At 74.8% G+C, this 21,366-nt stretch carries 13 protein-coding genes; 8 read left to right on the plus strand and 5 right to left on the minus strand.

Annotated features, from left to right (window positions below; genetic code table 11):
* Positions 1 to 456: 456 nt before the first annotated feature.
* Positions 457 to 3,114 (minus strand): MGH1-like glycoside hydrolase domain-containing protein, encoded by a 2,658-nt coding sequence (locus OP18_RS34625; RefSeq protein WP_033363362.1) that lies wholly within the window; start codon positions 3,112 to 3,114, stop codon positions 457 to 459.
* A gap of 154 nt (positions 3,115 to 3,268) precedes the next feature.
* Here OP18_RS34625 and OP18_RS34630 point away from each other — a divergent pair, with 154 nt between their 5' ends.
* From OP18_RS34630 to OP18_RS34655, 6 genes are all read left to right on the plus strand, one after another.
* Complete coding sequence (locus OP18_RS34630) at positions 3,269 to 5,188, plus strand: amylo-alpha-1,6-glucosidase (protein WP_033363363.1); 1,920 nt, start codon at positions 3,269 to 3,271, stop codon at positions 5,186 to 5,188.
* A gap of 205 nt (positions 5,189 to 5,393) precedes the next feature.
* Entirely contained in the window at positions 5,394 to 6,665 is a 1,272-nt protein-coding gene (locus OP18_RS34635) for a glycosyltransferase family 4 protein (protein WP_052387762.1), read from the plus strand.
* Between the two features lie 129 nt (positions 6,666 to 6,794).
* Complete coding sequence (locus OP18_RS34640) at positions 6,795 to 8,450, plus strand: protein kinase domain-containing protein (RefSeq protein ID WP_052387763.1); 1,656 nt, start codon at positions 6,795 to 6,797, stop codon at positions 8,448 to 8,450.
* Positions 8,443 to 9,279, plus strand: a complete 837-nt coding sequence (locus tag OP18_RS34645) for a patatin-like phospholipase family protein (protein ID WP_033363365.1) — start codon at positions 8,443 to 8,445, stop codon at positions 9,277 to 9,279. The genes OP18_RS34640 and OP18_RS34645 overlap by 8 nt, the downstream gene beginning before the upstream one ends.
* The gene (locus OP18_RS34650) at positions 9,279 to 10,274 is read left to right on the plus strand and encodes a 1-acyl-sn-glycerol-3-phosphate acyltransferase (RefSeq protein ID WP_033363366.1); all 996 of its coding nucleotides are present in this window, start codon (positions 9,279 to 9,281) and stop codon (positions 10,272 to 10,274) included. Before OP18_RS34645 ends, OP18_RS34650 begins: the two co-directional genes overlap by 1 nt.
* Positions 10,275 to 10,465: 191 nt before the next feature.
* Positions 10,466 to 11,359, plus strand: coding sequence for a Gfo/Idh/MocA family protein (locus tag OP18_RS34655; protein WP_033363405.1), 894 nt, complete (start codon positions 10,466 to 10,468; stop codon positions 11,357 to 11,359).
* A 64-nt stretch (positions 11,360 to 11,423) separates the two neighbouring features.
* Here the strand turns inward: OP18_RS34655 and OP18_RS57880 are convergent, their stop codons facing one another.
* The gene (locus OP18_RS57880; RefSeq protein ID WP_033363367.1) at positions 11,424 to 15,596 is read right to left on the minus strand and encodes an SCO7613 C-terminal domain-containing membrane protein; all 4,173 of its coding nucleotides are present in this window, start codon (positions 15,594 to 15,596) and stop codon (positions 11,424 to 11,426) included.
* A 108-nt stretch (positions 15,597 to 15,704) separates the two neighbouring features.
* On the opposite strand from OP18_RS57880, the gene OP18_RS34665 reads away from it, so the two are divergent.
* A complete protein-coding gene (locus OP18_RS34665) occupies positions 15,705 to 16,004 on the plus strand; it encodes a hypothetical protein (protein ID WP_033363368.1) in 300 nt (99 codons plus the stop codon).
* A gap of 23 nt (positions 16,005 to 16,027) precedes the next feature.
* On the opposite strand, the gene OP18_RS34670 is transcribed toward OP18_RS34665, so the two are convergent.
* The 3 genes from OP18_RS34670 to OP18_RS34680 all read right to left on the minus strand — a co-directional run bounded on the left by OP18_RS34670 (position 16,028) and on the right by OP18_RS34680 (position 20,155).
* On the minus strand, positions 16,028 to 16,660 hold the full coding sequence (locus OP18_RS34670; protein ID WP_033363369.1) for a response regulator: 633 nt from the start codon (positions 16,658 to 16,660) through the stop codon (positions 16,028 to 16,030).
* A gap of 103 nt (positions 16,661 to 16,763) precedes the next feature.
* Positions 16,764 to 19,526: a putative bifunctional diguanylate cyclase/phosphodiesterase gene (locus OP18_RS34675; RefSeq protein WP_052387764.1), complete on the minus strand. Its 2,763-nt coding sequence runs from the start codon at positions 19,524 to 19,526 to the stop codon at positions 16,764 to 16,766.
* 77 nt (positions 19,527 to 19,603) lie between these two features.
* Positions 19,604 to 20,155 carry a TetR/AcrR family transcriptional regulator gene (locus tag OP18_RS34680; protein WP_052387765.1) on the minus strand — a complete coding sequence of 184 codons (552 nt, stop codon included), beginning with the start codon at positions 20,153 to 20,155 and terminating at the stop codon, positions 19,604 to 19,606.
* Positions 20,156 to 20,218: 63 nt separating this feature from the next.
* Between OP18_RS34680 and OP18_RS34685 the strand changes: the two genes are divergently transcribed.
* Positions 20,219 to 21,337: an FAD-dependent oxidoreductase gene (locus OP18_RS34685; protein ID WP_052387766.1), complete on the plus strand. Its 1,119-nt coding sequence runs from the start codon at positions 20,219 to 20,221 to the stop codon at positions 21,335 to 21,337.
* Positions 21,338 to 21,366 lie beyond the last annotated feature (29 nt).

Here is a 21,366-nt window from a genome sequence, read left to right on the forward strand (position 1 = left end):
GCGCCCCACCGTCGCCGCGCCCCACCGCCACACCGTCGCCACGCCCCACCGTCGCCGCGCCCCACCGCCACACCGTCGCCACGCCCCACCGTCGCCGCGCCCCACCGCCCCCGCGCCACGCCGTTGCCACGGCCCGCCGCCGCCACGCCCACCGTCGCCGCGCCCCACCGTCGCCACGCCCCACCGTCGCCGCGCCCCGCCGTCGCCGCGCCCGGCTGTCGGTCAGGACCGGTCGTTCCAGCGCCTCTCCGTCACCGGCGGGCGCCACCTGTTCCGCGGAGCACCAGCCGGCGTCGCCCGCAACCGGCGTCGCTCATCGCCCGGCACTCCGGCAGCCGTCGCTCCCGGTGGCGATCCGACCGTTGGCCCGGCCACTTGCGGCTGTCCGCCCGGACGGACGGTTCCAGTGCGGGTGACAGGGCCAGTCGTCGGCGCCGGACCGGGGGCGGGGCCGCGTCAGTAGTCGGCGGGGCGGGGGTGGGGTGGGGCGTGCAGGTTCAGGATCAGGTCGATCACCAGGGCCGTCCACCCCGTCTGGTGCGCCGCGCCCAGACCTGCGCCAGTGTCGCCGTGGAAGTACTCGTAGAACAGGAGCAGGTCGTGCCAGGCGGGGTCGTTCTGGAAGAGGGGGACGTCGCCGAAGACGGGCCGGCGGCCGGTGTCGTCGTTGCGGAACAGGTTGACCAGGCGGCGGGACAGGTCGTCGGCGACGGCGCTGAGGGTGGCCATCTTGCCGCTGCCGGCGGGGTACTCGACCTGCAGGTCGTCGCCGAAGAACTCGGAGAAGCGGCGGACCGCCTCGATGAGGATGTAGTTGACCGGGAACCAGATGGGGCCGCGCCAGTTGGAGTTGCCGCCGAAGAGGCCGCTGGTGGATTCGCCGGGCTCGTAGCCGACGGTGTAGTCCGCCTCGCCGACGTGGACGGTGAAGGGTTGGTCGCGGTGGGCGCGGGAGAGGGTGCGCAGGCCGTACGGGGAGAGGAACTCCTCCTCGTCGAGCATGCGCTGCAGGATGCGGATCAGCTGGTCGGGGCCGACCATCGACAGCAGGCGCAGCTGCTGGCCGCCGCGGCTCTTCTTCGCGCCGACCACGTCGCCGTACTCGGGCTTGTTGGTGAGGAACCAGCGCAGGCGGGCGGCGACGTCGGGCAGGCGGCGCAGCGTGGAGGAGCTGATGATGGTGGTGGCGGTGAGCGGCAGCAGGCCGACCACGGAGCGGACCTTCAGCGGGATGCGCTGGCCGTCGGCGGTGCGCAGCACGTCGTAGAAGAAGGCCTCCTCCTCGTCCCACAGGCCGAACTCGTAGGCGGCGTCGGCGATGTACGCGAAGTGCTCGAGGAACTTGGCGGCGATGTCCTCGTACACCCGGTCGTGCACGGCGAGCGTGAGGGACATGTCGAGCAGGTTGAGGGCGTACATGGCCATCCACGCGGTGCCGTCGGACTGCTCGAGGCGGCCGCCGACCGGCAGTGCCGCCGAGCGGTCGAACGGGCCGACGTTGTCGAGGCCGAGGAAGCCGCCCTCGAAGACGTTGTTGCCCTCGGCGTCCTTGCGGTTGACCCACCAGGTGAAGTTGAGCAGCAGCTTGTGCAGCACGCGGGCGAGGAAGTCGAAGTCCTTGGAGCCGTCGATGGCGAAGACCCGCAGCGCGGCCCACGCGTGCACCGGCGGGTTCACGTCGCCGAACGCCCACTCGTAGGCGGGGATCTGGCCGTTGGGGTGCATGTACCACTCGCGCAGGAGCAGCAGCAGCTGGTCCTTGGCGAACCCGGGGTCCACGCGCGCGATGGCGACGCAGTGGAAGGCGAGGTCCCAGGCGGCGTACCACGGGTATTCCCACGGGTCGGGCATGGACAGCACGTCACAGCTGTTCATGTGCCACCAGTGGCTGTTGCGGCCGTGGCGGCGGCTGTCCGGCGGGGGCTCGGAGACGGGGTCGCCCTCCAGCCAGCGGGCCACGTCGAAGTGGAAGAACTGCTTGCCCCACATGAGGCCGGCGACGCCCTGCCGGACGATCATCGTCTCCTCGGGGGTGGCGGTCGGTGGGACGAGGGCGGCGAAGTAGGCGTCGGCCTCCGCGGCCCGCCGGGACATGGTGGTCTCGAAGTCGTTGCGCAGGTCGGCGGGGGCGAGGTCCTTGGCGCCGGGGGCGTTGAGGTTCAGCCGGAGCCGGATCTCGCGGGTGCCGCCGGCGGGCACGGTGATCACGTAGTGCAGCGCGGCCTTGGTGCCGACCAGGTCGGGGTTGACCGTGTCCTTGCCGTGCAGGATGTGGTCGTTGATGCCGTCTTTGGGGAACTTTCGACCTGGTTTGCCCCAGATGCGGTCGCCGTTGGTCTCGTTGTTGCAGAACAGCGGGCGGGGCGTGCCGTCGCCGGTCAGCGCGAGGCGGCCGAGGAGCCGGTGCTCGGCGAGCAGGCCGTTGTCCTTGGCGCGGATCTCGGGCTCGTAGTCGCGGCCGGGCAGCCCCCACGCCCACGTGTTGCGGAACCACAGGGTCGGCAGCACGTGCAGGCTGGCCTGCTCGGGGCCCTTGTTCTCGATCGTGATGCGCATGCACATGTCGGTCGGGCCGGCCTTGGCGTAGTCGACCTCGACCGCCCAGTAGCGGTCCTCGTCGAAGACGCCGGTGTCGACCAGCTCGTACTCGGGCTCGTCACGGCCGCGGCGGCAGTTCTCGGCGACCAGGTCGTCGTAGGGGAACGCCTGTTGCGGGTAGTGGTACCGCCACTTCATCCAGGAGTGGGTGGGGGTGGAGTCCAGGTACCACCAATAGTCCTTGACGTCCTCGCCGTGGTTGCCGAGGTCGCCGCCGAGGCCGAACATCCGCTCCTTGAGGATCGGGTCCTTGCCGTTCCACAGGGCGAGGGCGAAACAGAAGGTCTGGCGGTCGTCGCAGATGCCCGCCATCCCGTCCTCGTTCCAGCGGTACGCGCGGGAGCGGGCCTGGTCGTGCGGGAAGTAGTCCCAGGCCGTGCCGTAGGCGCTGTAGTCCTCGCGGACCGTGCCCCAGGCGCGCTCGGACAGGTAGGGCCCCCAGCCCCGCCATGGGCGCTCCCCGCTGTCGGCCTCGGCCAGCCGGCGACGTTCAGCGTTCCCATCGTCCTCGATCACGAAGTCATTCTCCGTCGCAGATGTTTCGCTCAAGTTGAGCAGGTCTCGTCGTAGCCTGATGTCGCTTTTGTCGGTCCACCCAATCTTGCCTTGATCAATAATCTTGTCGCGAGTCGCTCGCGCCCTGCCACCCTTTGCCACCAAGATTGTGCCCATGGTGGTGTTCGGTGCGCAGGTATGCGGTGATTTGTCGGCCGGAGCGGCCCGTGAGTGGCTCGTCACGGACGGCGTCGGTGGTTACGCGATGGGCACCGTCTCCGGGCTGCGGACCCGCAGGTACCACGGCCTGCTGGTGGTCGCGGAGCCCGGGCAGCCGGCCCGCCGGCACCTGGGGCTCGCCGCGCTCGACCCGGTCCTGACCCTGCCGTCCGGCGCCAGTGTGTCCCTCGCCACCCACGAGTGGAGCGGCGGCGTGGTGAGTCCCGAGGGCCACACCCTCCTCGAGCGGTTCGAGCTGGTCGACGGGTTGCCGCGGTGGCGGTGGCGGATCGGGCCGGTCGTCGTGGAGCGCACCCTCGCCATGGTCCACGGCCGGTCGCACGTCGGCATCGTGCACCGTCTCCTCAGCGCTCCGGACGAGGTGAAACTCACGCTGAAGGCGCTCGTCACGTGGCGTGACGCACACGCCGAGCGGGGCGCCTCGGGCCCGCCGCCGGTGGTGGCGTCCACGGCGGACGGCGCCGTCGTCGAGCGGGCGTTCCGGCTGCACGGGCCTTCCTGGCGGGTCGGCGGCGAGTGGTACCGGGGTGCCTACGCCCGCGAGGAGGCGGCGCGGGGGCTGAACGCGGCGGAGGACCTCTGGTTCGCCGGGGAGTTCGGCGCGTCGCTGCGCGCCGGCGAGGCGGTCGAGGTCGAGGCGTGGGCCGGTGACGGCGAGGCGCGCGGCGCGCGGCGGATCGTCGACCGCGCGCGGGACCGGGCGCGGTCGTTGACGCACGACGCTTGCGACGATGTGGATGCGGCGCTCGTACTGGCGGCCGACGCGTTCGTCGTCGCGGGCGCGCAGGGGGCGCCGGACGTGGTGGCCGGCTACCCGTGGTTCGGCACCTGGGCGCGCGACACCATGACCAGCTACGAAGGGCTGTTCCTGGCGACCGGCTGGTGCGACGAGGGCCGTGAGCTGCTGCGCGCCTACGCCGCCACGCTGTCGGAGGGCATGCTGGCCAACACCGCCGACACCGGACAGACGGAGTACAACACCGTCGACGGCACGCTGTGGTTCCTGCACGCCGTCGAGCGGCACGTCACCGCCACGGACGACGAGGACCTGGCCGCGGAGGTCCTGCCGGGGTTGGAGCAGGTCGTCGCCGCGCACGTCGCCGGCACCCGGTACGGCATCCGGGTCGACCCCACGGACGGCCTCGTCACGCAGGGCGCCCCGGGCGTCGCGCTCACCTGGATGGACGCCAGGGTCGACGGGATCCCCGTCACACCGCGGGTCGGCAAGCCGGTCGAGGTCAACGCGCTGTGGATCAACGGGCTCGCGGCCGTCGCCGGGCTCAAGGAGCGCCTCGGCGGCGACGCGGCCGGGCTGCACCGGCTCCGCGAGCGGGCCGCGGCGAGCTTCGCCTCGCGCTACCGCATCGTGCGGGCCGCAAGCGACGTGCAGGATGCGGCGGCCCTGTACGACGTGGTCGACGGCCCCGACGGCGACGACCCGGCGACCCGCCCGAACCAGCTGCTGGCGTGGAGCCTGCCGCACGCCCCGCTGCGCGGCACCCCCGTACCGGAGCGGCTGTTCTCCCTGTTCACGCCGCTTGGACCGCGCTCGCTCGCGGTGGACGACCCGGCGTTCACCGGCACCCACCGCGGGTCGCCGGCCGAGCGGGACCGGGCGTACCACCAGGGCACGGTATGGCCCTGGCTGACCGGCCCGTACGTCGACGCGCTGCGGCACAGTCAGGCGAAGGACCACCGCGAGCTGCTCGCCGGTATCGAGGCGCACCTGTGGGAGTGGGGTGTGGGTTCGGTCAGCGAGACAGCGGACGGGCTCGCTCCGCATCGGGCCACCGGGTGCCCGTTCCAGGCGTGGTCCGTCGCGGAGACCCTGCGCGTCAGGCGGATTGTCGGCTGACCTTTACACCCCAGAAATGAGATTTGCCTCCCCGGTAACCCTCGCCCGGCAGGATGAGTCTCAAGCCCACCCATCTCGTCACACGTGAGTTTGATTTGCGTGTGTCAGCGTTGGCGCGCGTGGGTAACAGGGCGGGCGTTTTGATCAACAACTCAACTGTGGGGGCGGCCACGTGGACCAGAACATCGGAAGTGCGGCGAGACCGATGCGGATCCTGATGCTCTCGTGGGAGTACCCGCCGGTCGTCGTCGGCGGGCTGGGCAGGCACGTGCACGCCCTCGCCACGTCGCTGGTGACGGCGGGCCACGAGGTCACGGTGGTGACCCGGCACGCCCCCGGGGCTCCGCTGGAGGAGTACGCCGAGGGCGTCCGCGTCGTCCGCGCGGCGGAGGACCCGCCGCTGTTCCCGCTCGCGACCTCCACGCTGCTGGCGTGGACGATGGCGTTCAACCACACGCTGACCCGGGCCGCCCTGCGGGCCGCGGCGACCGGCGAGTACGACCTCATCCACGCCCACGACTGGCTGGTCACGCACACCGCCGTCACCCTCAAGGAGTGCCTCGACCTGCCGCTGGTCGCGACCATCCACGCCACCGAGGCCGGCCGGCACCAGGGCTGGCTGCCCGACGAGATGAACAAGTGCATCCACTCCGTGGAGTGGTGGCTCGGCCACGAGGCCTGCCGTGTGGTGGTCTGCTCCGAGTACATGCGCTGGGAGGTGACCCGGCTGCTCGACCTCGCGCCGGCCCGGGTCTCCGTCGTCGCCAACGGCGTGGACTCCAGTGTCTGGAAGGCGCCGTCCCGGGCCGTCAACGCCGCCCGCGCCAGGTTCGCCGGCGACGGTCCCCTCATCGGCTACGCCGGCCGCCTCGTGTACGAGAAGGGCGTGCAGGACCTCATCGCCGCCCTGCCCGAGCTGCGCGCCCGGCACAACGGCCTGCGGGTCGTCATCGCCGGCGACGGGCCGCACCGCGCGGAACTGCAGGAGGACGTACGCCGGCTGCGGCTGCAACGCGCGGTCAGCTTCGCCGGGTTCATGGGCGAGGGCGAGCTGCCGGCGCTCATGGCCGCCACCGACGCCCTGGTGGTGCCGAGCATCTACGAGCCGTTCGGCATGGTCGCCCTCGAGGGCGCCTCGGCCGGCGCGCCGCTCGCGGTCGCCGCGACCGGCGGCCTCGCCGAGATCGTCGAGCCGGGCGAGACCGGCGTGACGTTCCCGGCGAAGAGCCCTGACGCGCTCGCCGCGTCCGTCGGCACCCTCCTGGAGGACGAGCCCTTCGCCCGCCGGGTCGCCAAGAAGGCGCGCACGATGGTCGGCCAGAAGTACGGCTGGTCCACCATCGCGGCCAACACCGCCGACGTCTACCGCACCGCGATCACCGAGGCCCCCGGCTTCGCCGCGAAGCAGGCCGCCGCGGTCCTCGAGCACGGCCGACCGCAGATCGTCGTGCCCGAGGGCAACCTTTTGACGATCTGAGTCGCATCTTTGAACGGCCCCGGCGAGAACTTTGCCGGGGCTGTTCGCATTTGCGGTCTCGCGTCCGGGCGCGTTGGCGATTAGGGTCTCTGGGGTATAGCGACCGGAATCGATCAGGACGGCACTTGGGTGAGCGGGACGGCTGACGAGGTCCTCGGCAACAGGTACCGGCTCATCGCACCCGTCGGCACCGGTGGCATGGCGGTCGTGTGGCGGGCCCAGGACCTCGTGCTCGACCGCGACGTCGCGATCAAGCTGCTCGCCGAGGAGCTCGCCAACAAACCCGGCAACCGGGAGCGCATCCGGGCCGAGGCGCAGGTCGTCGCCCGGCTCCAGCACCCCAACATCACCGCCGTGCACGACTACGGCGAAGCCGGCGACGCGCAGGCGGGCCGCCACGGCCGCCGCCCGTACGTGGTGATGGAGCTCCTCGAGGGCGAGCTGCTGTCCAACCGGCTGCGCAGCGGGCCCATGTCGTGGCGCCGGGCGACCCAGATCTGCGCGCAGGTCGCCGCCGGGCTCGCCGCCGCGCACGAGCGCCACGTCGTGCACCGCGACATCAAGCCCAGCAACATCATGCTCACCGCCGCCGGCGCGAAGATCCTCGACTTCGGCGTCGCCGGGCTCACCGGCTCGTTCGACCCCGACGACGAGGACGGCACCGTCTTCGGCACGCCCGCCTACCTGGCCCCCGAGCGGCTCCTCGGCGGCGGCGTCATCCCGGCGACCGACGTGTACACCGTCGGGCTGCTCGTCTACCGGTGCCTCACCGACCGGCTGCCGTGGCACGCGGACACGCCGACGCAGATGATCGCCAACCACGTGTACGAGCCGCCGCACCCGCTGCCCGACATCCCCGGCCTGCCCCGCGACATCGGGCAGCTCGTCGCCCAGTGCCTCGCGAAGGATCCCGCCACGCGGCCGCCGGCGGCGTACGTCGCCCGTACCCTCGCCGCCGCCACCGGCATCCACGTGGTCCTCCCCGGGGAGGACGGCACCTCCACCCAGGAGGTGCACGCCCCCGCGACCGCCGTGCCGCGCCCGAGTGAGCCGGTGGAGGCGACGTTCGGCCGGGAGGTGACCGTCCCGCGCCAGCGGGCCGCCAGGCGCCGCAGCCGGCGGGCCGTCCTCGGCGCGGCCCTCGCCGTGGTCCTCGCCGTCGGCGCGGGCGCCCTCGCCGTCTGGAAGCCGTGGGAGCCCAGGCCCGCGTGCAGCATCGACTACTACAGCCGGCCCGAGCCGGCCGACGGCGTGGACCGGGGGTTCGCCGCGCGCATCGTCATCGCCAACTCCGGCAACCGGCCCGCCGACCCGTGGCGGCTGCACTTCCTGCTCCCGGGCGGGCAGGAGATCACGCAGATCACCGGCGGCCTCGCCACCTGGGAGCGGGTGGGCGGCGGCGTCCGGATGACCGGCGCCTACGCGCTGCCGCCCGGCAAGGCGCTCACCGTCGGCATGAACGGTGCCCGCGGGGTGCAGCCCTTGCCGACCGACTTCACCGTCAACGACGTCGCCTGCGACACCCGGTGGGCCGACCTGCGGCGCGGCGCCACCCTCCCGCCGATGACGGACCTGGTCAACCCGCCGAAGGACGAGAACCGCCCGAAGGCGACCACCCCGCCGGGCCCGCCGGAAGGCGGTGGCCCGCCCGGCGGCGGCGGGTTCGACGGGGACCGGCCACCGCCGCCGCCCGGCGAGGACGGGGGCGGCGGCCCGCCGCCGAGCGGCCGCCCGACGAGCACTGCGGGGCCGTCGCCGTCGCGCTACGTTCAGAACCGTGCCTGAACGGTTCGCGGGTCCTGTCGGGTTCGTCTTCGGCGGCGGCGGCGTCCTCGGCGCGGTCGAGGTCGGCATGGTGCGCGCCCTGCTGCACGCCGGGATCCGTCCCGACCTCGTCGTCGGCACGTCGATCGGCGCGTTCAACGGCGCGGCCGTCGCCGCCGACCCGGACGAGCGGGTCGCCGAGCGCCTCACCGAGCTGTGGGTGTCGCCGGAGGCCCGCACCGTGTACGGCGACTCGCTGCCCCGCCAGCTGGGCCGCTTCGCCCGCCGCACCCACCTGCACTCCCAGGCGCCGCTGCGGCGGCTGCTGACCCGCGAGCTCGGCGCCGACACCACCTTCGACGACCTGCCCGTGCCGTTCCAGTGCTGCGCCGCCAGCATCGAACGCGCCGCGGAGCACTGGTTCGACAAGGGTTCCGTCGTCGAGGCCGTGCTCGCGAGTTCGGCCGTGCCGGGGCTGCTGCCGCCCGTACACCTCGGGGACGAGCATTTCATCGACGGCGGGATCGTCAATTCCGTCCCCGTCGGCCGCGCCGTCACCCTTGGGGCCAGGACGGTCTTCGTCATGCAGGTCGGCCGGATCGAGCGCCCGCTGCGGCCGCCGCGGCGGCCGTGGGAGGTCGCGCAGGTCGCGTTCGAGGTCGCGCGGCGGCACCGCTTCGCCCGCGAGCTGTCCGAGGCGCCGCCCGAGGTCACCGTGCACGTCCTACCGACCGGCGGCGGCTCCGCACGCGACGACTCACCGCTGTCCTACCGCGACATGACCCTCGCGCGGGCCCGCATCGAGCGCGCGTACCAGGCCACGAGCGCCTACCTGGAAGCGGCGGCGTAGTGCCGCCCCGCTGGCTGCGCCGCGTCGTGCTCGCCCCGGTCTTCCTCGGCGTCGTGCTCGTGGTGCTCGTCATGATGCCCGTCCTGCTGCTCGCCGCCGCCGTCGCGGCACCGTTCGGGTCCGGACGGCTGCGCGCCCTGCGGGTCACCTGGATGGTGGCGGTCTACCTGCTGCTGGAGGCCGTCGCGCTGGTCGTGCTGTTCGGGCTCTGGGTCGGCAGCGGGTTCGGCTGGAAGCTGCGCGGGCCGCGGTTCCAGCGGATCCACTACGTGCTCACCGGCTGGTTCCTGCGGGTGCTGTACGCGCAGGCCCGCTGGGCGCTCGGCGTCAAGGTCGCGGTGGTCGGCCCCCACCCCGACGTCGCCGCGCCGGGCCGCCCCGAGCTGGTGTTCTGCCGGCACGCCGGGCCCGGCGACTCGTTCCTGCTCATCCACGCGCTGGTCAACTGGTTCGACCGGGAGCCGCGCATCGTCCTCAAGCACACCCTGCAGTGGGACCCGGTCATCGACGTCATCCTCAACCGGCTGCCGAACCTGTTCCTCACCGCCGGCGGCGGCGACCCGTCGCAGGTCGCCGCCCTCGCGACCGGCCTGGACGACAACGACGCCCTGGTGCTCTTCCCGGAGGGCGGCAACTTCACCCCGACCCGCCGGGAACGCGCCATCCGGCGGCTGCGCGACCTCGGCCTGCACGCGCTGGCCGAGCGCGCCGGTCGCATGCGGCACGTCGTGGCGCCGCGGCCGGGCGGGACCCTCGCCGCGCTCGACGCCGCGCCGGAGGCCGGGGTGATCTGGGTCGCGCACACCGGCCTGGACAAGCTGCTTACCGTCGGGGACCTGTGGCGGCACCTGCCGCTCGACCTCACCATCACGATGCGCTGGTGGTCGGTGGACGCCGCGCAGGTGCCGGACGGTCACGAGCAGCGCGTCGACTGGCTGTACGAGTGGTGGGGCCGCATCGACGCGTGGATCGACCGGCACGGTCCCGGGTCGTAGCCGGCCGCTCCTGACCGCGGCGTGGTTCCGGGGCGGCGGCGCGGCGCGTGGCGGCGGGCGGCGGCGGACGGCGGGCGGCTGCGGACGGCGGGCGGCGGCGGGCGGCGGGCGGCGGCGGGCGGCGGCGGGCGGCTGCGGCGGTGTTCGGGGGTTGGCGTGGGTGGGGTGCGGTGTTCGTGCAGAATGGCCGGATGCGATTCGGGGTGCTGGGCACGGGACACTGGGCTGCGACGACACAGGCGGTGGCCCTGGCGGCGCACCCCGAGGCCAGCCTGGTCGGTGTCTGGGGCCGCTCCCCCGCCAAGACCGCCGCCGTCGCCGAGTCGTTCGGGATCACCGCGTTCGACGACGTCGACAAGCTGCTCGACGCCGTCGACGCGGTCGCGATCGCGCTGCCGCCGCAGATCCAGGCCGACCTCGCCGCCCGGGCCGCCCGCGCCGGCAAGCACCTGCTGCTCGACAAGCCGCTTGCACTGACCGTCGAGTCCGCGTCCGCGGTCGTCGACGCGGTCACCGACAACGGCGTCGCGTCCGTGGTCTTCTTCACCAACCGGTTCATTCCCGCCGTCGCCGAGTTCCTGCGCGACAACGAGGCGCTCGGTGGCTGGTACGCCGCGCACGCCACCATGTACGCCTCGATCTTCCAGCCCGGCAACCCGTATGCGGGATCGACGTGGCGCAGGGAGCACGGCGGGCTGTGGGACCTCGGCCCGCACGCCCTCTCGGTCGTCCTGCCGCTGCTCGGGCCCGTCGTCGACCTCAGCGCCGCCGACGGCCCCCACGACACCGTGCACCTCCTCCTGCGGCACGACAGCGGCGCGGCGAGCACGCTGTCGCTGACCCTCGACGCCGCGCCCGACGCGACGACGTTCGGGTTCTCGTACTACGGCGAGCACGGCGCCCTGACCCTGCCCGCGTGGGGCGCCGACACCCCCGTCACGGCGTTCGGGCACGCGGTGACGGCACTGATCGCGGCGGCCGGCGGTGTGCCGCACCCGTGCGACGTGCGGTACGCGGCCTCCATCACCGGCATCCTGAGCGCGGCGGACCAGGCCCGCCGCACCCAGACGATCGTCACCGTCTGACCGTTTCCCCGCTTCGCACGGTGGGCGGCCGGACCGATCCCGCCGCTGACGGTCGTCGTGGCCGTCAGCGCATGCGGGTCACCGCCGCCCGCAGGCGCCGGACGTCGCGGATGCGCCGCTCGTACGTCGTGGCCAGGGCGACCAGCACGAGACCCGCCACCGCGAGGGGTGCCCACCTCGGCAGCAGGTCCCAGTACACGGCGATCTCGTGCAGCGCGATCACCACGAGGGCCGACCCGCCGACGACCGCCGGCGCCTGCAGCCGGCGCACCGCCCCCACGACGACGACGGCCAGCGCGCCGAGGCCCAGCAGCAGCCGCCGCAGCGGCTCGCCCTCGCTCACCAGCACCGAGGCGAGGCTCGGCCCGAACGCCGCGAACAGCGCCGGCCCGTACGCCACCCAGCTGCCGAGCCGCTCCACGCCCTCCGGTCGCCGGTGTGCCGCGTACCAGCCGACGGCGGCGGCGACCGCACCGGCCGGCAGCGTGTACGCCTCCAGCAGGGCGACGTCGTTGGACGCGAGCACCAGCCAGTACGCGACCAGCTGCGCGGCGCCCGCCACCCCGGCGAACACCACCCGCGGGCCGCCGGTCAGCGCCCGCAACCCGAGGACGATCCCCCACAGGCTGCTGATCCCGGCCATCGCCGCCAGGTCCGCGGTGGTGAGCAGGAACGCGACCACCGCAGTGGCGTGCGCGACCACCTCCAGCACCAGCGCCTCACCCGGCACCGCGCCACGCTGCACGTCGCTTGCGGCGGGTCGGACCCGGCGGATGACGACCGCCGCCGCGAGGATGACGGCGGCCGCGAGCAGCACCCAGTAGCCCGCCCAGCGCAGCGGCAGCTCCGCCGCCCGGGCCGCGGCGAACGCCAGCCATCCGGCGCTGACCGCACCCGTGAGCCAGCCGAGCGTGCGGGCCACCGAGGTCCGCCCGGCGACCCCGACGACGGCCGCGGTGACCAGGACCGCCGCGAGGGCCGCGAGGGTCGCGGGTCTCGTCGCCAGGCAGCCCGCGAGTCCGGCCCCACCGGTGAACCAGCACGTGACCGCACCGACGTTGACCCGCAGGGCGCGGGCGTGTGGGCGCACCAGGGCCGCGGCCAGTGCGGTGGCCAGCCCACCCGCCAGGGTCACCGCCGGCACGGCCGGCCACGGCGCCTCGGCGGCGAGGCAGCCGAGCACGACCGCCATGGTCGCCGGCGCGCCCGCGAGGGTCCACACCGCCGCCCGCGTGCGCCGGGCCACGAGCAACGCGAGCACCGCGACGAGGGCGAGCGCCGCGGCGGCCGGACCGGGCCCGAACGCCTGCGCCGCGCCGGCCCACCACCGCCCGCCCGGGTCGAGCCCCACCCCGTCCGGTGCGCCTTGCCAGATGGCCCCGAGCCAGCGGTACGGCCGCAGCAACGTCTCGAACACCGCCGGCCCGACCGCCAGCAGCGTGACCGCCGCGGGGATGACAGCGGGGAGCGCCGCCTGCACGGACCATGCAGGCACCGGTCCTACCGAGGTAGGACCGCCGGGAGTCGCCAGGGGCCGATCGGCGCCGACCGCCCGTCGTGGGGCTCCCCCGGTGACCGCGGACCAGGCCGACAGCACGGCCGCGGCCGCGAACACCCCGAACGGCAGGTGCCCGCCGTCCGACGCGGACAGCCCGGCCGCGGTGAGGGTCACGCCGAGACCGGCGAGAGCGACGCCGAACACGCCAGCCGCGCCGGACACCGCCGCAGTGCCGGACACCGCCGCCGCGCCGGACACCGCCGCTGTGCCGGACACCGCCGCCGTGCCGGACACAGCCGCCGCGCCGGACACAGCCGCCGTGCCGGACACAGCCGCCGTGCCGGACACAGCCGCCGTGCCGGACACAGCCGCGGTGCCGGACACCGCCGCCGTGCCGGACACAGCCGCGCTGGATCTGGTTCGGAGCGTGGCGACGAGCACGGTGGCGAGCGCGAGTCCGGCGGCCGCGCCGTACATCGGCGCGGGGACGTGCAGGGCGCTGCCGGCGCCGGTGAGCCGGACGGCGGCCGCGGCGAGCAGCGGCAGCCCCGCGAGGCCGACGGTGACGGCCGGGGTCGCGAGGCGCGGCGTCCTGTCCCGCAGGGCGAGCAGCACGCACAGGCCGGTCAGGGCCACCATGGTGAGCAGCGTCGCGAGTGGGGTGTCCAGCCCGGTGAGGACGGCATGCGCGGCCACGACCGGCAGTGAGACGGCGGCCCACCACCCGGCCGGCGGGGTCACCCACAGCTGCCGCACGGCGACCGGCTGCCCGGCCAGGGGCGGCGAGCCCGCACCGAACGGGACGCCTCGTACGGGATCGAACGCGGGCCGGCCCGCCACGTCCGGCTTCCCGCCGGTCGAGCCCGAGGCGTCCGCAGTGACGGCGTCCGGAGCGTCGACCGCCGTCCAGCCGCCGGTCGCCGGCCACTCCGCAGCCGAACCACCGGCGGCTGAACCACCGGCGGCTGAACCACCAGCAGCTGAACCATCGGTGGTCGGCACGCCGGCCGGGTGGTCTGCAATCTCCGCGGCCCCGGTCACCTGACCACCGGCCGCCGGCGGGACGGGAGCGGTCGCCGGCCGCGCCGACCACTGCAGCGCTGCCACGGACAGCGCGGCGAGCACCGCGAAGTCCAGCGCGGACACCACCGGCAGCGGCGCGTCGAACGCCCCCGGGACGGCGAACCCCACGAGCACCACCGCCGGCCACACCACCCAACGGGACCGGGACAGGACGAGGAACGCCGCCGCGATCGGCAGCAGGGCGACCGGCACCTGCCACGAGTACAGGTTGTCCATCGTGGACACGGGGCCGTGCCAGGCGGGCAGTGCGCGGCCCACGGCGGAGGCGGCGGCGACGAGGGCCGCGACGGTGTACGGGACGGCGGTCGCGCCGGCGACGACGAAGGCGCCGGTCCTGGCGCCCGCCCGGACGCGGTCGGGCAGCACGGCGACGGCCAGCGCGATCAGCACCGGCACGCAGGCGAACGCGAGCGCCTGCTGGTCCGTGACGACCTCGGCGAGGACCCGGACGGCGACGATCGCGACGATGCACACCGCGACCCCGGCACCGACATGCGCGGTGACGCGGTGCACGAGGCCGGCGGCGACGATGACGGCGGCCAGGGTGAGCATCGCGGCGGCGGCGCCGAGGACGGCGGGCACGCCGTCGACGGTGGTCAACGCGACGAAGCCCAGCGGGACGGCGAGCGTGACCGCCAGTCCGGCACCGATCCAGGCGGCCTTCTCCACGGTACGGGCGAGCAGCAGGTCCAGCGCCGCGACGGCGGCGAACGTGAACGTCCACCCGGTTGCCTCGAACGACCGCTCGGCGGCGAGCAGCGGCAGCACCGGCTGCGCCGCGAGGAGGGCCGCGAAGCGGGGGCCCCGCAAGCCGGTTGCGACGGCGTAGCCGCCGGCGACGACGGCGGTGACCGCGCAGACCAGCCCCGCGTACGTCCTGGGCCCGGTGGCGTCGGCGAGGCCGGCGAGGTTGACGTACCAGGCCGCGTAGCCGTCCAGCAGCACCAGCAGCAGGCCCAGCGCGGCGAACGTCTCCGCCGTCGACCGCAGGCCGCGGGAGAGCGCGACCGGGGGCACGGCGAGGGTGATGAGGGTGATCGTCGCCAGGATCGCGGCCCGGCCGACCACGCCGAAGCTCGCCCAGGCGACCGCCGCGAACACGATCGCGGCGCTGCCGAGCAGCAGGCCGCCGAGGATGAACAGCAGGTTCTGCACGGTCCGGGGACTGGTCTCGGCCTGCCCGGCGGCGGGGACGGCAACCGGCCAACGGCCACCCGGCGCGCCGGGAGCCCCCGCGGCCGCCACGGCGCCGGCGCCACCCGAAGCCCCCGCGGCACCTGAGACGCCGGCGGCACCCGCGGCGCCCGAGACGGCCGCAGCGCCAGGGGCGGAGCTCACCGGCGGGAGCGGCCGTACCGGCGCGGGGGGCGCGGGGGCGAGCGCGCCCCTGGCCGCCTGCACCGCCTGGCTGACCCGTGCCGCAAGCAGGTTGCGCTGGGCGCGGACGGCGTTCAGTCGCTGGACCGCGGCGCCGTACCTGCTGCGGGCCTCGTCCAGGTCGGCGCGGGCCGCCTCGACCTCGGCGAGGAGCTCGTCGGCGCGGGTGCCGAGCCGTACCACCTCGGCGGCATCCGGGAACGGGGCACGACCGCAGCCGGAGCAGCCGGCCTCCAGGTCGGCCTGGCCGCCGCAGAACGGGCACGGATACGTCATCATGCCGTCAGGATGGCGCTGCAAGGTCGTTGCGGGTATCGGGTGCGGTACTCATCCTCGTCTGAGTACCGGGATCTTCCTGTCGTGGTGGCGACGGGGCATGCTGGCGGGATGCGGTTGCTCTCCGAGGCTGAGTACAAGGCGACGATGGAGCCCGAGCCGATACAGATCGGTCCGGACGACGAGCCGCCGTTCGACTTCTGGCCCTACTTCGACGCTATCCCGGAGGAGCACCTGGGCGGGCACGACTTCAGTGAGGGCAGCGTCAACTACGCCTGGCAGATGCCCGTCGGCGAGCTGCAGCACGTCCTGGTGAACTGTGAGACCCCGAACGTGTTCCTGGTCCTCGTCCTCGACCTGCGCACCGAGACCGTCCTGGGGCACTACCTGCTCGACATCTACGGCGTCTGAGGACAGGCGGGAAGGACAGCCGGCTAGTCGTCGAGGCCGCGCTCGATGGCGTACCGCACCAGGTCGACCCGGCTGTGCAGCTGCAGCTTGTTCAGGGTGTTCTGCACATGGTTCTGCACCGTGCGGTGCGACAGCACGAGGCGCTCCGCGATCTCCTTGTACGTGACGCCCTTGGCGACCAGCCGCAGCACCTCGGTCTCCCGCTCGGTCAGCCGCGGCGCGTCGGGGTCCTCGGCCCGGGTCACCGTCGCCAGCCGCCGGAACTCGCCGAGCACCAGCCCGGCCAGCCCGGGCGTGAACACGGCGTCGCCCTCGGCCGTGCGCCGCACCGCCGCGAGGAACTCCTCCCTCGCCGCCGACTTCACCAGATAGCCGGTCGCGCCGGCCTTGACCGCGTCGAGCACGTCCTGCTGCTCGCCGCTGGCGGACAGCATCAGGATCCGCACCTCGGGGCAGGACGCCAGCAGGCCCTGGATGACCTCGACCCCGGACCGGTCGGGCAGCTGCAGGTCGAGGACGACGACGTCGGGGCGGACGGACCCGGCGATGCGGACCGCCTGGGCGCCCTCGCCGACGGCGGCGACGACCTCGTAGCCCGCCTCCGCCAGGTCCCGGGCGACGCCCTCACGCCACATCGGGTGGTCGTCGACCACCATGACCCGGAGCGGTCCCGCTGCTTCCACGCCGGCAGCCTATCGGTCCGGCTGCATGGAGGCTGCCCGCACCGCCGGCCATGCGGGTGCGGCACGACGGCGGGGTTCAGAACAGCCTGGTCCGGTGCCGCTCCAGGAACGCCTCGACGTGCTCGGCGTGGTCGGGGCGGCTCAGCAGGTACCCCTGCCCGAGCTGGCAGCCGGCGGCGCGGACCACGTCGACGTGCGACTCGGTCTCCAGGCCGCAGGCGATCACGTCGATGCCGAGGCGCCGGGCGAGGCTGACCACCACGTCGACGATCGGGGTGGCTGGGGCGCGCTGGCCGGCCGGTTCGCTGAACAGCACCTGGTCGATCTTCAGCACGTCGACCGGGAGGCGGCGCAGGTGGGCGAGGGCGGTGGGGCCGGTGCCGAAGTGGTCGATCGCGGTGCGGACGCCGAGGGCGCGCAGGCCGGCGAGCTGCTCCACGGCGCCGGCGTCGTCGGGCAGGGACGCCTCGGCGACCTCGATGATGAGCGACTCGGCGGGGACGCAGTGGGTGTCGACGGCGGTGGCGACGGTGGCGAGCCAGCCGGCGGCGGCGAGCTGGCGGGCCGAGGCGTTGACCGACATCCACAGGTCGCGGCCGTCGGCGCGCCAGCGGGACAGCTGGCGGCACGCCTGGTGCAGGGCCCACTCGGCGAGCTCGTCGGCGAGGCCGAGCTCCTCGGCGACGGGGAGGAACTCCTGCGGCGGCACGACGCCGAGTCGGGGGTGCCGCCAGCGCAGGAGGGCCTCGACGCCGACCGGCCGGCGCTGGGCGAGCTCGACGACGGGCTGGTAGACGAGGTCGAGCTCGCCGCGGCCGACGATCCCGGGCAGTTGCTGCTCCATGTCGGTACGGCGCACGAGCGCCGCCTCGAACGACCTGTCGTAGCACTCGACCCGACCGCCCTCGCGGCCCCGGGCGACCTGCCGGGCGCGCCGCCGGGCGATGTCCGCGTGCCGCAGGACCCCCTCCGCCCCGAGGTCGAAGGCACCGGACAGCCCCGAAACACCGGAAAGGCCGGACGGACCGGAGAAGCCGGACGCACCGGAAAGGCCGGAAGCACCGGAGGACCCGTCGGAGGCACCGAACAGATCGGCGACCCCCACGTCCGCGGCCAGGTGCACCGTGTGCCCCGGCAGGTGGAACGGCTCCGCCAGCGCCGTGGCCAGCCGCGTGGCGAGCGCGAACGCGTGCACCAGCGACGCGCCGGTGAGCACGCCGAACCCGGCGCCGCCGAGGCGGGCGGGCAGGTCGTCGCGGCCGACAGCGGTACGCAACCGGCGGGCGGCCTCGATGAGCACGGCGTTGGCGACGGTGGGGCCGTGCAGGTCGGCGACGCTCTCGAACCGGTCGAGCTCGACCAGCAGCACGGAGCCGGCGGTGGTGGTGCCGCGGGCCTCGGTGACCGCCGCCAGGAACTTGCGCCGGTTGGCCAGGCCGGTCTGCTCGTCGGTCCAGGTCACCTCGTCGAGGCTGCGCTGCAGCTGGGCGCGGTCGCCGACGTCGCGGACGTGGACGACGACCCCGGCGACCTCGGGGGCGGCGCGCTGGTCGCTGACGGTGGACTCGGTGTCGCGCCAGCGCCCGAAGCCGTCGCGGAGGCGGGCCTGGACCAGGACGTGCTGTTCGCCGGCGAGGACGGCGTGCAGCGCCCCGGTGGCCGGGCCGGCGTCGGCCGGGTGCAGCAGGCCGACGAACGGCCGGCCGAGGACGTCCTGGTCGGAGAGGCTGAACTGGCGGGCCGCGGCCGGTGACTGCCAGCGCACGATCAGCTCGGCGTCCAGCACGACGGTGACGTCGGTGGAGCCCGCGACCAGCGTCTTGAAGTGGGCCTCGCGGGTGGCGAGGGTGCGCGCGTACCGGCGGATGTCCCGGGCGGCGAGCGCCTCGCGCAGCGCGACGGCGACGACGGCGGCGAAGCCGAGACCGATCGCGGTGCGGTCGAACCGGCCGCCGGTGAGCAGGTGCAGCACGGACACCGCGACGGCGAGCAGGGCCGGGCCGATGAGCAGCGGGTAGCCGGCGAGGGTGCCGTCGCTGTCGGCGGCGTGCGGGCTGCTGGGCGCGTCGTCGGCGCGCCGCGCGCCGGTGAGGATGAGGAACGGCCCGGCGAGCAGGGCGAGGCCGGCGGCGGCGAGCCCGGCGCAGATCCGGCCGCTGGCCGGGCCGAACAGGTCGCCGGGGCCGTCGAGCGCGGACAGCAGGACGGTGAAGACGCCGAGCCCGACGATCGACAGCGCGGCGCCGCCGGCGCAGCCGAGGGCCGCAGGGCGGTGCCGGACCGCGCGCAGGCCGGTGACGACGGCGACGGAGACCGCGACGCAGCAGGTGACGGCGACGGTCAGCGGCAGCGGGCCAGCGAGGGTGGACGCGGCCGGCGCGGTGGCGAGGACCCAGACGCTGTAGCACAACGTGACGCCGATGCCGGCGCCGTCGAGCAGGCGGCGCAGCCGGGCGCGGACGGTGGGTGCGGTGCCCGGCAGCAGGAGCAGGCCGAGCAGGAACGTGGGCGCGGCGACCAGGGTGGTGACGGCGGCGACGCGGCCGGGCGCGGCGATCGACGGCGTCAGCGCGGCCGCGCCGGCCGCGGCGACACCGACGCCGGTGAACAGGGCGCCCATGCCGAGGAACCCGGCGCCGCGGCACGGGCCGAAGCTGCCCCGGCCGTGGTGGACGCGCAGGGCGAGCCGGATGAGGGCACCGGCGTGGACGAGGGAGCCGGCGGCGACCCCGGCGGCCACGGCGCCGAGGGACAGCACCGGGCCGGCGGCGGCCGCGGCGCTGAACGCGGCGACCGCGGTGACCAGGACGAGCCAGAACGTGCGCGGGTTGCTGACCACGGTCGTGTCGCTTTCGCGAGGCGATGGGCACGGGGGGATTCGTGCCTATTGAGGCCAACGAGGAGATCCGCCCGCGGTTACTGCCCGACCGTGAGGATCTCGCGGATCGCGGCGAGGCGGGCCGCCCGCTGCTCGCCGGTGAGCGCGCCGCGGGTCAGCTCGTCGAGCAGCAGCCCGTCGACGAGCGCGATGGCGAGCCGGGCCCGGTCCTCGGAGCCGAACAGCTCGGTCGCCCGCCGCACGAACCCGCCGGCGAGGGTGTCCGCCGAGTCGCCGAGCTCCGCGCGGGCCTGCGGGTCGAGCATGAGCATGAACCGGGCCCTGGTCCTGGTCGCCTGCGGCCCGGCCCAGGCGGCGAGCAGCACCCCGAGATCACCGCCGAGGTCACCGCCGCGGGAACCGGCGGGAGAACCGGCGGCCGCGTCGGCGAGGTCCAGCGCGGCGATGCGGGTCAGCGCGGCGGTGAGCAGCGCGGCCCGGCTCGGGAAGTGGTAGCTGCAGGTGCCCTGCGGCAGCCCGGCCCTGGTGTCGACGGCCCGGTGGGTCAGCGCCCGGACGCCGCCGGTGCCGACCACCTCGATGGCCGCGTCGGCCAGGCGGGTCTTGCGATCCGCGTCACGAACGTTCACCCCGGCGATGCTACAGGTGTAGCGTCAGTTGCTACAGATGTAGTAATCCCGGAGGGGGCGGCAGTGCACGCGATCGTGATCGGCGGCGGCATCGGCGGGCTGGCCACGGCCCGCGGCCTCGGGCGGCAGGGCTGGGACGTCACCGTGCTGGAGCGGCAGCCGGACCTGGGCCAGATCGGCGCGGGCATCTCGCTGTGGCCCAACGCGATGCGGGCCCTGCACCACCTCGGCATCGGCGCCGCGGTCGAGCGGGCCGGCGCCCGCGTCCGGGGCGGCGGCCTGCGCGCCTGGCACGGGCGCTGGCTCAGCCGGGTCGAGCTCGCCGCGCCGGCGGTCATGCTGCACCGCGCCGACCTGCACGAGATCCTGCTCGACGGGCTGCCGGCGACGGTGCGCACCGGGCACCCGGTCACCGACGTCGGCGCGCTCGGCGACGCGGACCTCGTCGTCGGCGCGGACGGCATCGGCAGCGTGGTGCGGGCCGCGTACGCCCCGCACGTGCGGGTCACCGACAGCGGGCAGGTGGCGTGGCGGGCGATGGTCCGCGCCGAGGTCGACGGCGGCGGCGAGACCATGGGGCCACGCGGCTGGCGGTTCGGGTACGCGCCGACCGGCCGGGGCACCGTCTACTGGTACGTCGCCGCGCCCGGCCCGCTGCGCACCGGCACCCGCGCCGAGCAGCTCGCCGAGCTCAGGGCGGTGCTCGCCGGCTGGCACGACCCGGTCGGCCGGCTGCTCGCCGCGACGGCACCCGAGCAGCTGCTGCACCATCCGCTGCGGGAGCTGCGCCCGGTCGCCCCGATGCGCTTCGGCGAGCGGGTCGCGCTGGTCGGCGACGCCGCGCACGCCATGACGCCCAACCTGGGTCAGGGCGCGTGCCAGGCCCTGGAGGACGCCGTCACCCTGGCCGTCCTGCTGCCGAAGGGTGCCGCTGTGTCGTCCGCGCTTCAGGTGTACGACCAGCAGCGCCGCCCGCGCACCGCGGCCGTGTCGCGGCGGTCGCGTCAGGTCGGGCGGGTCGCCGGGGCGAAGGGCAGGCTGACCGGCGCGCTCGCGCGGGCCCTGGTCCGGCTGACCCCGGACCGGATGGCCGCGTCGGCCGCCCAGCGGGTCGCCGCGTGGAGCCCGCAGGACGTCAAGGTCCCCGGCAGGGCGATCACGCCGGCAGGCGGGCGCCGTTGACCTGGTCGCGGCCGAGCCAGCTCTTCAAC

The sequence above is a fragment of the Dactylosporangium aurantiacum genome, assembly GCF_000716715.1.
GTDB lineage: Bacteria > Actinomycetota > Actinomycetes > Mycobacteriales > Micromonosporaceae > Dactylosporangium > Dactylosporangium aurantiacum.

Excerpts from the sequence above, each read along its gene's own strand:
- OP18_RS34630 (WP_033363363.1), top strand. The coding sequence starts at position 3,269 with ATGGTGGTGTTCGGTGCGCAGGTATGCGGTGATTTGTCGGCCGGAGCG.
- OP18_RS34635 (WP_052387762.1), top strand. The coding sequence starts at position 5,394 with ATGCGGATCCTGATGCTCTCGTGGGAGTACCCGCCGGTCGTCGTCGGC.
- OP18_RS34655 (WP_033363405.1), top strand. The coding sequence starts at position 10,466 with ATGCGATTCGGGGTGCTGGGCACGGGACACTGGGCTGCGACGACACAG.
- OP18_RS57880 (WP_033363367.1), bottom strand. The coding sequence starts at position 15,596 with ATGATGACGTATCCGTGCCCGTTCTGCGGCGGCCAGGCCGACCTGGAG.
- OP18_RS34665 (WP_033363368.1), top strand. The coding sequence starts at position 15,705 with ATGCGGTTGCTCTCCGAGGCTGAGTACAAGGCGACGATGGAGCCCGAG.
- OP18_RS34670 (WP_033363369.1), bottom strand. The coding sequence starts at position 16,660 with ATGGTGGTCGACGACCACCCGATGTGGCGTGAGGGCGTCGCCCGGGAC.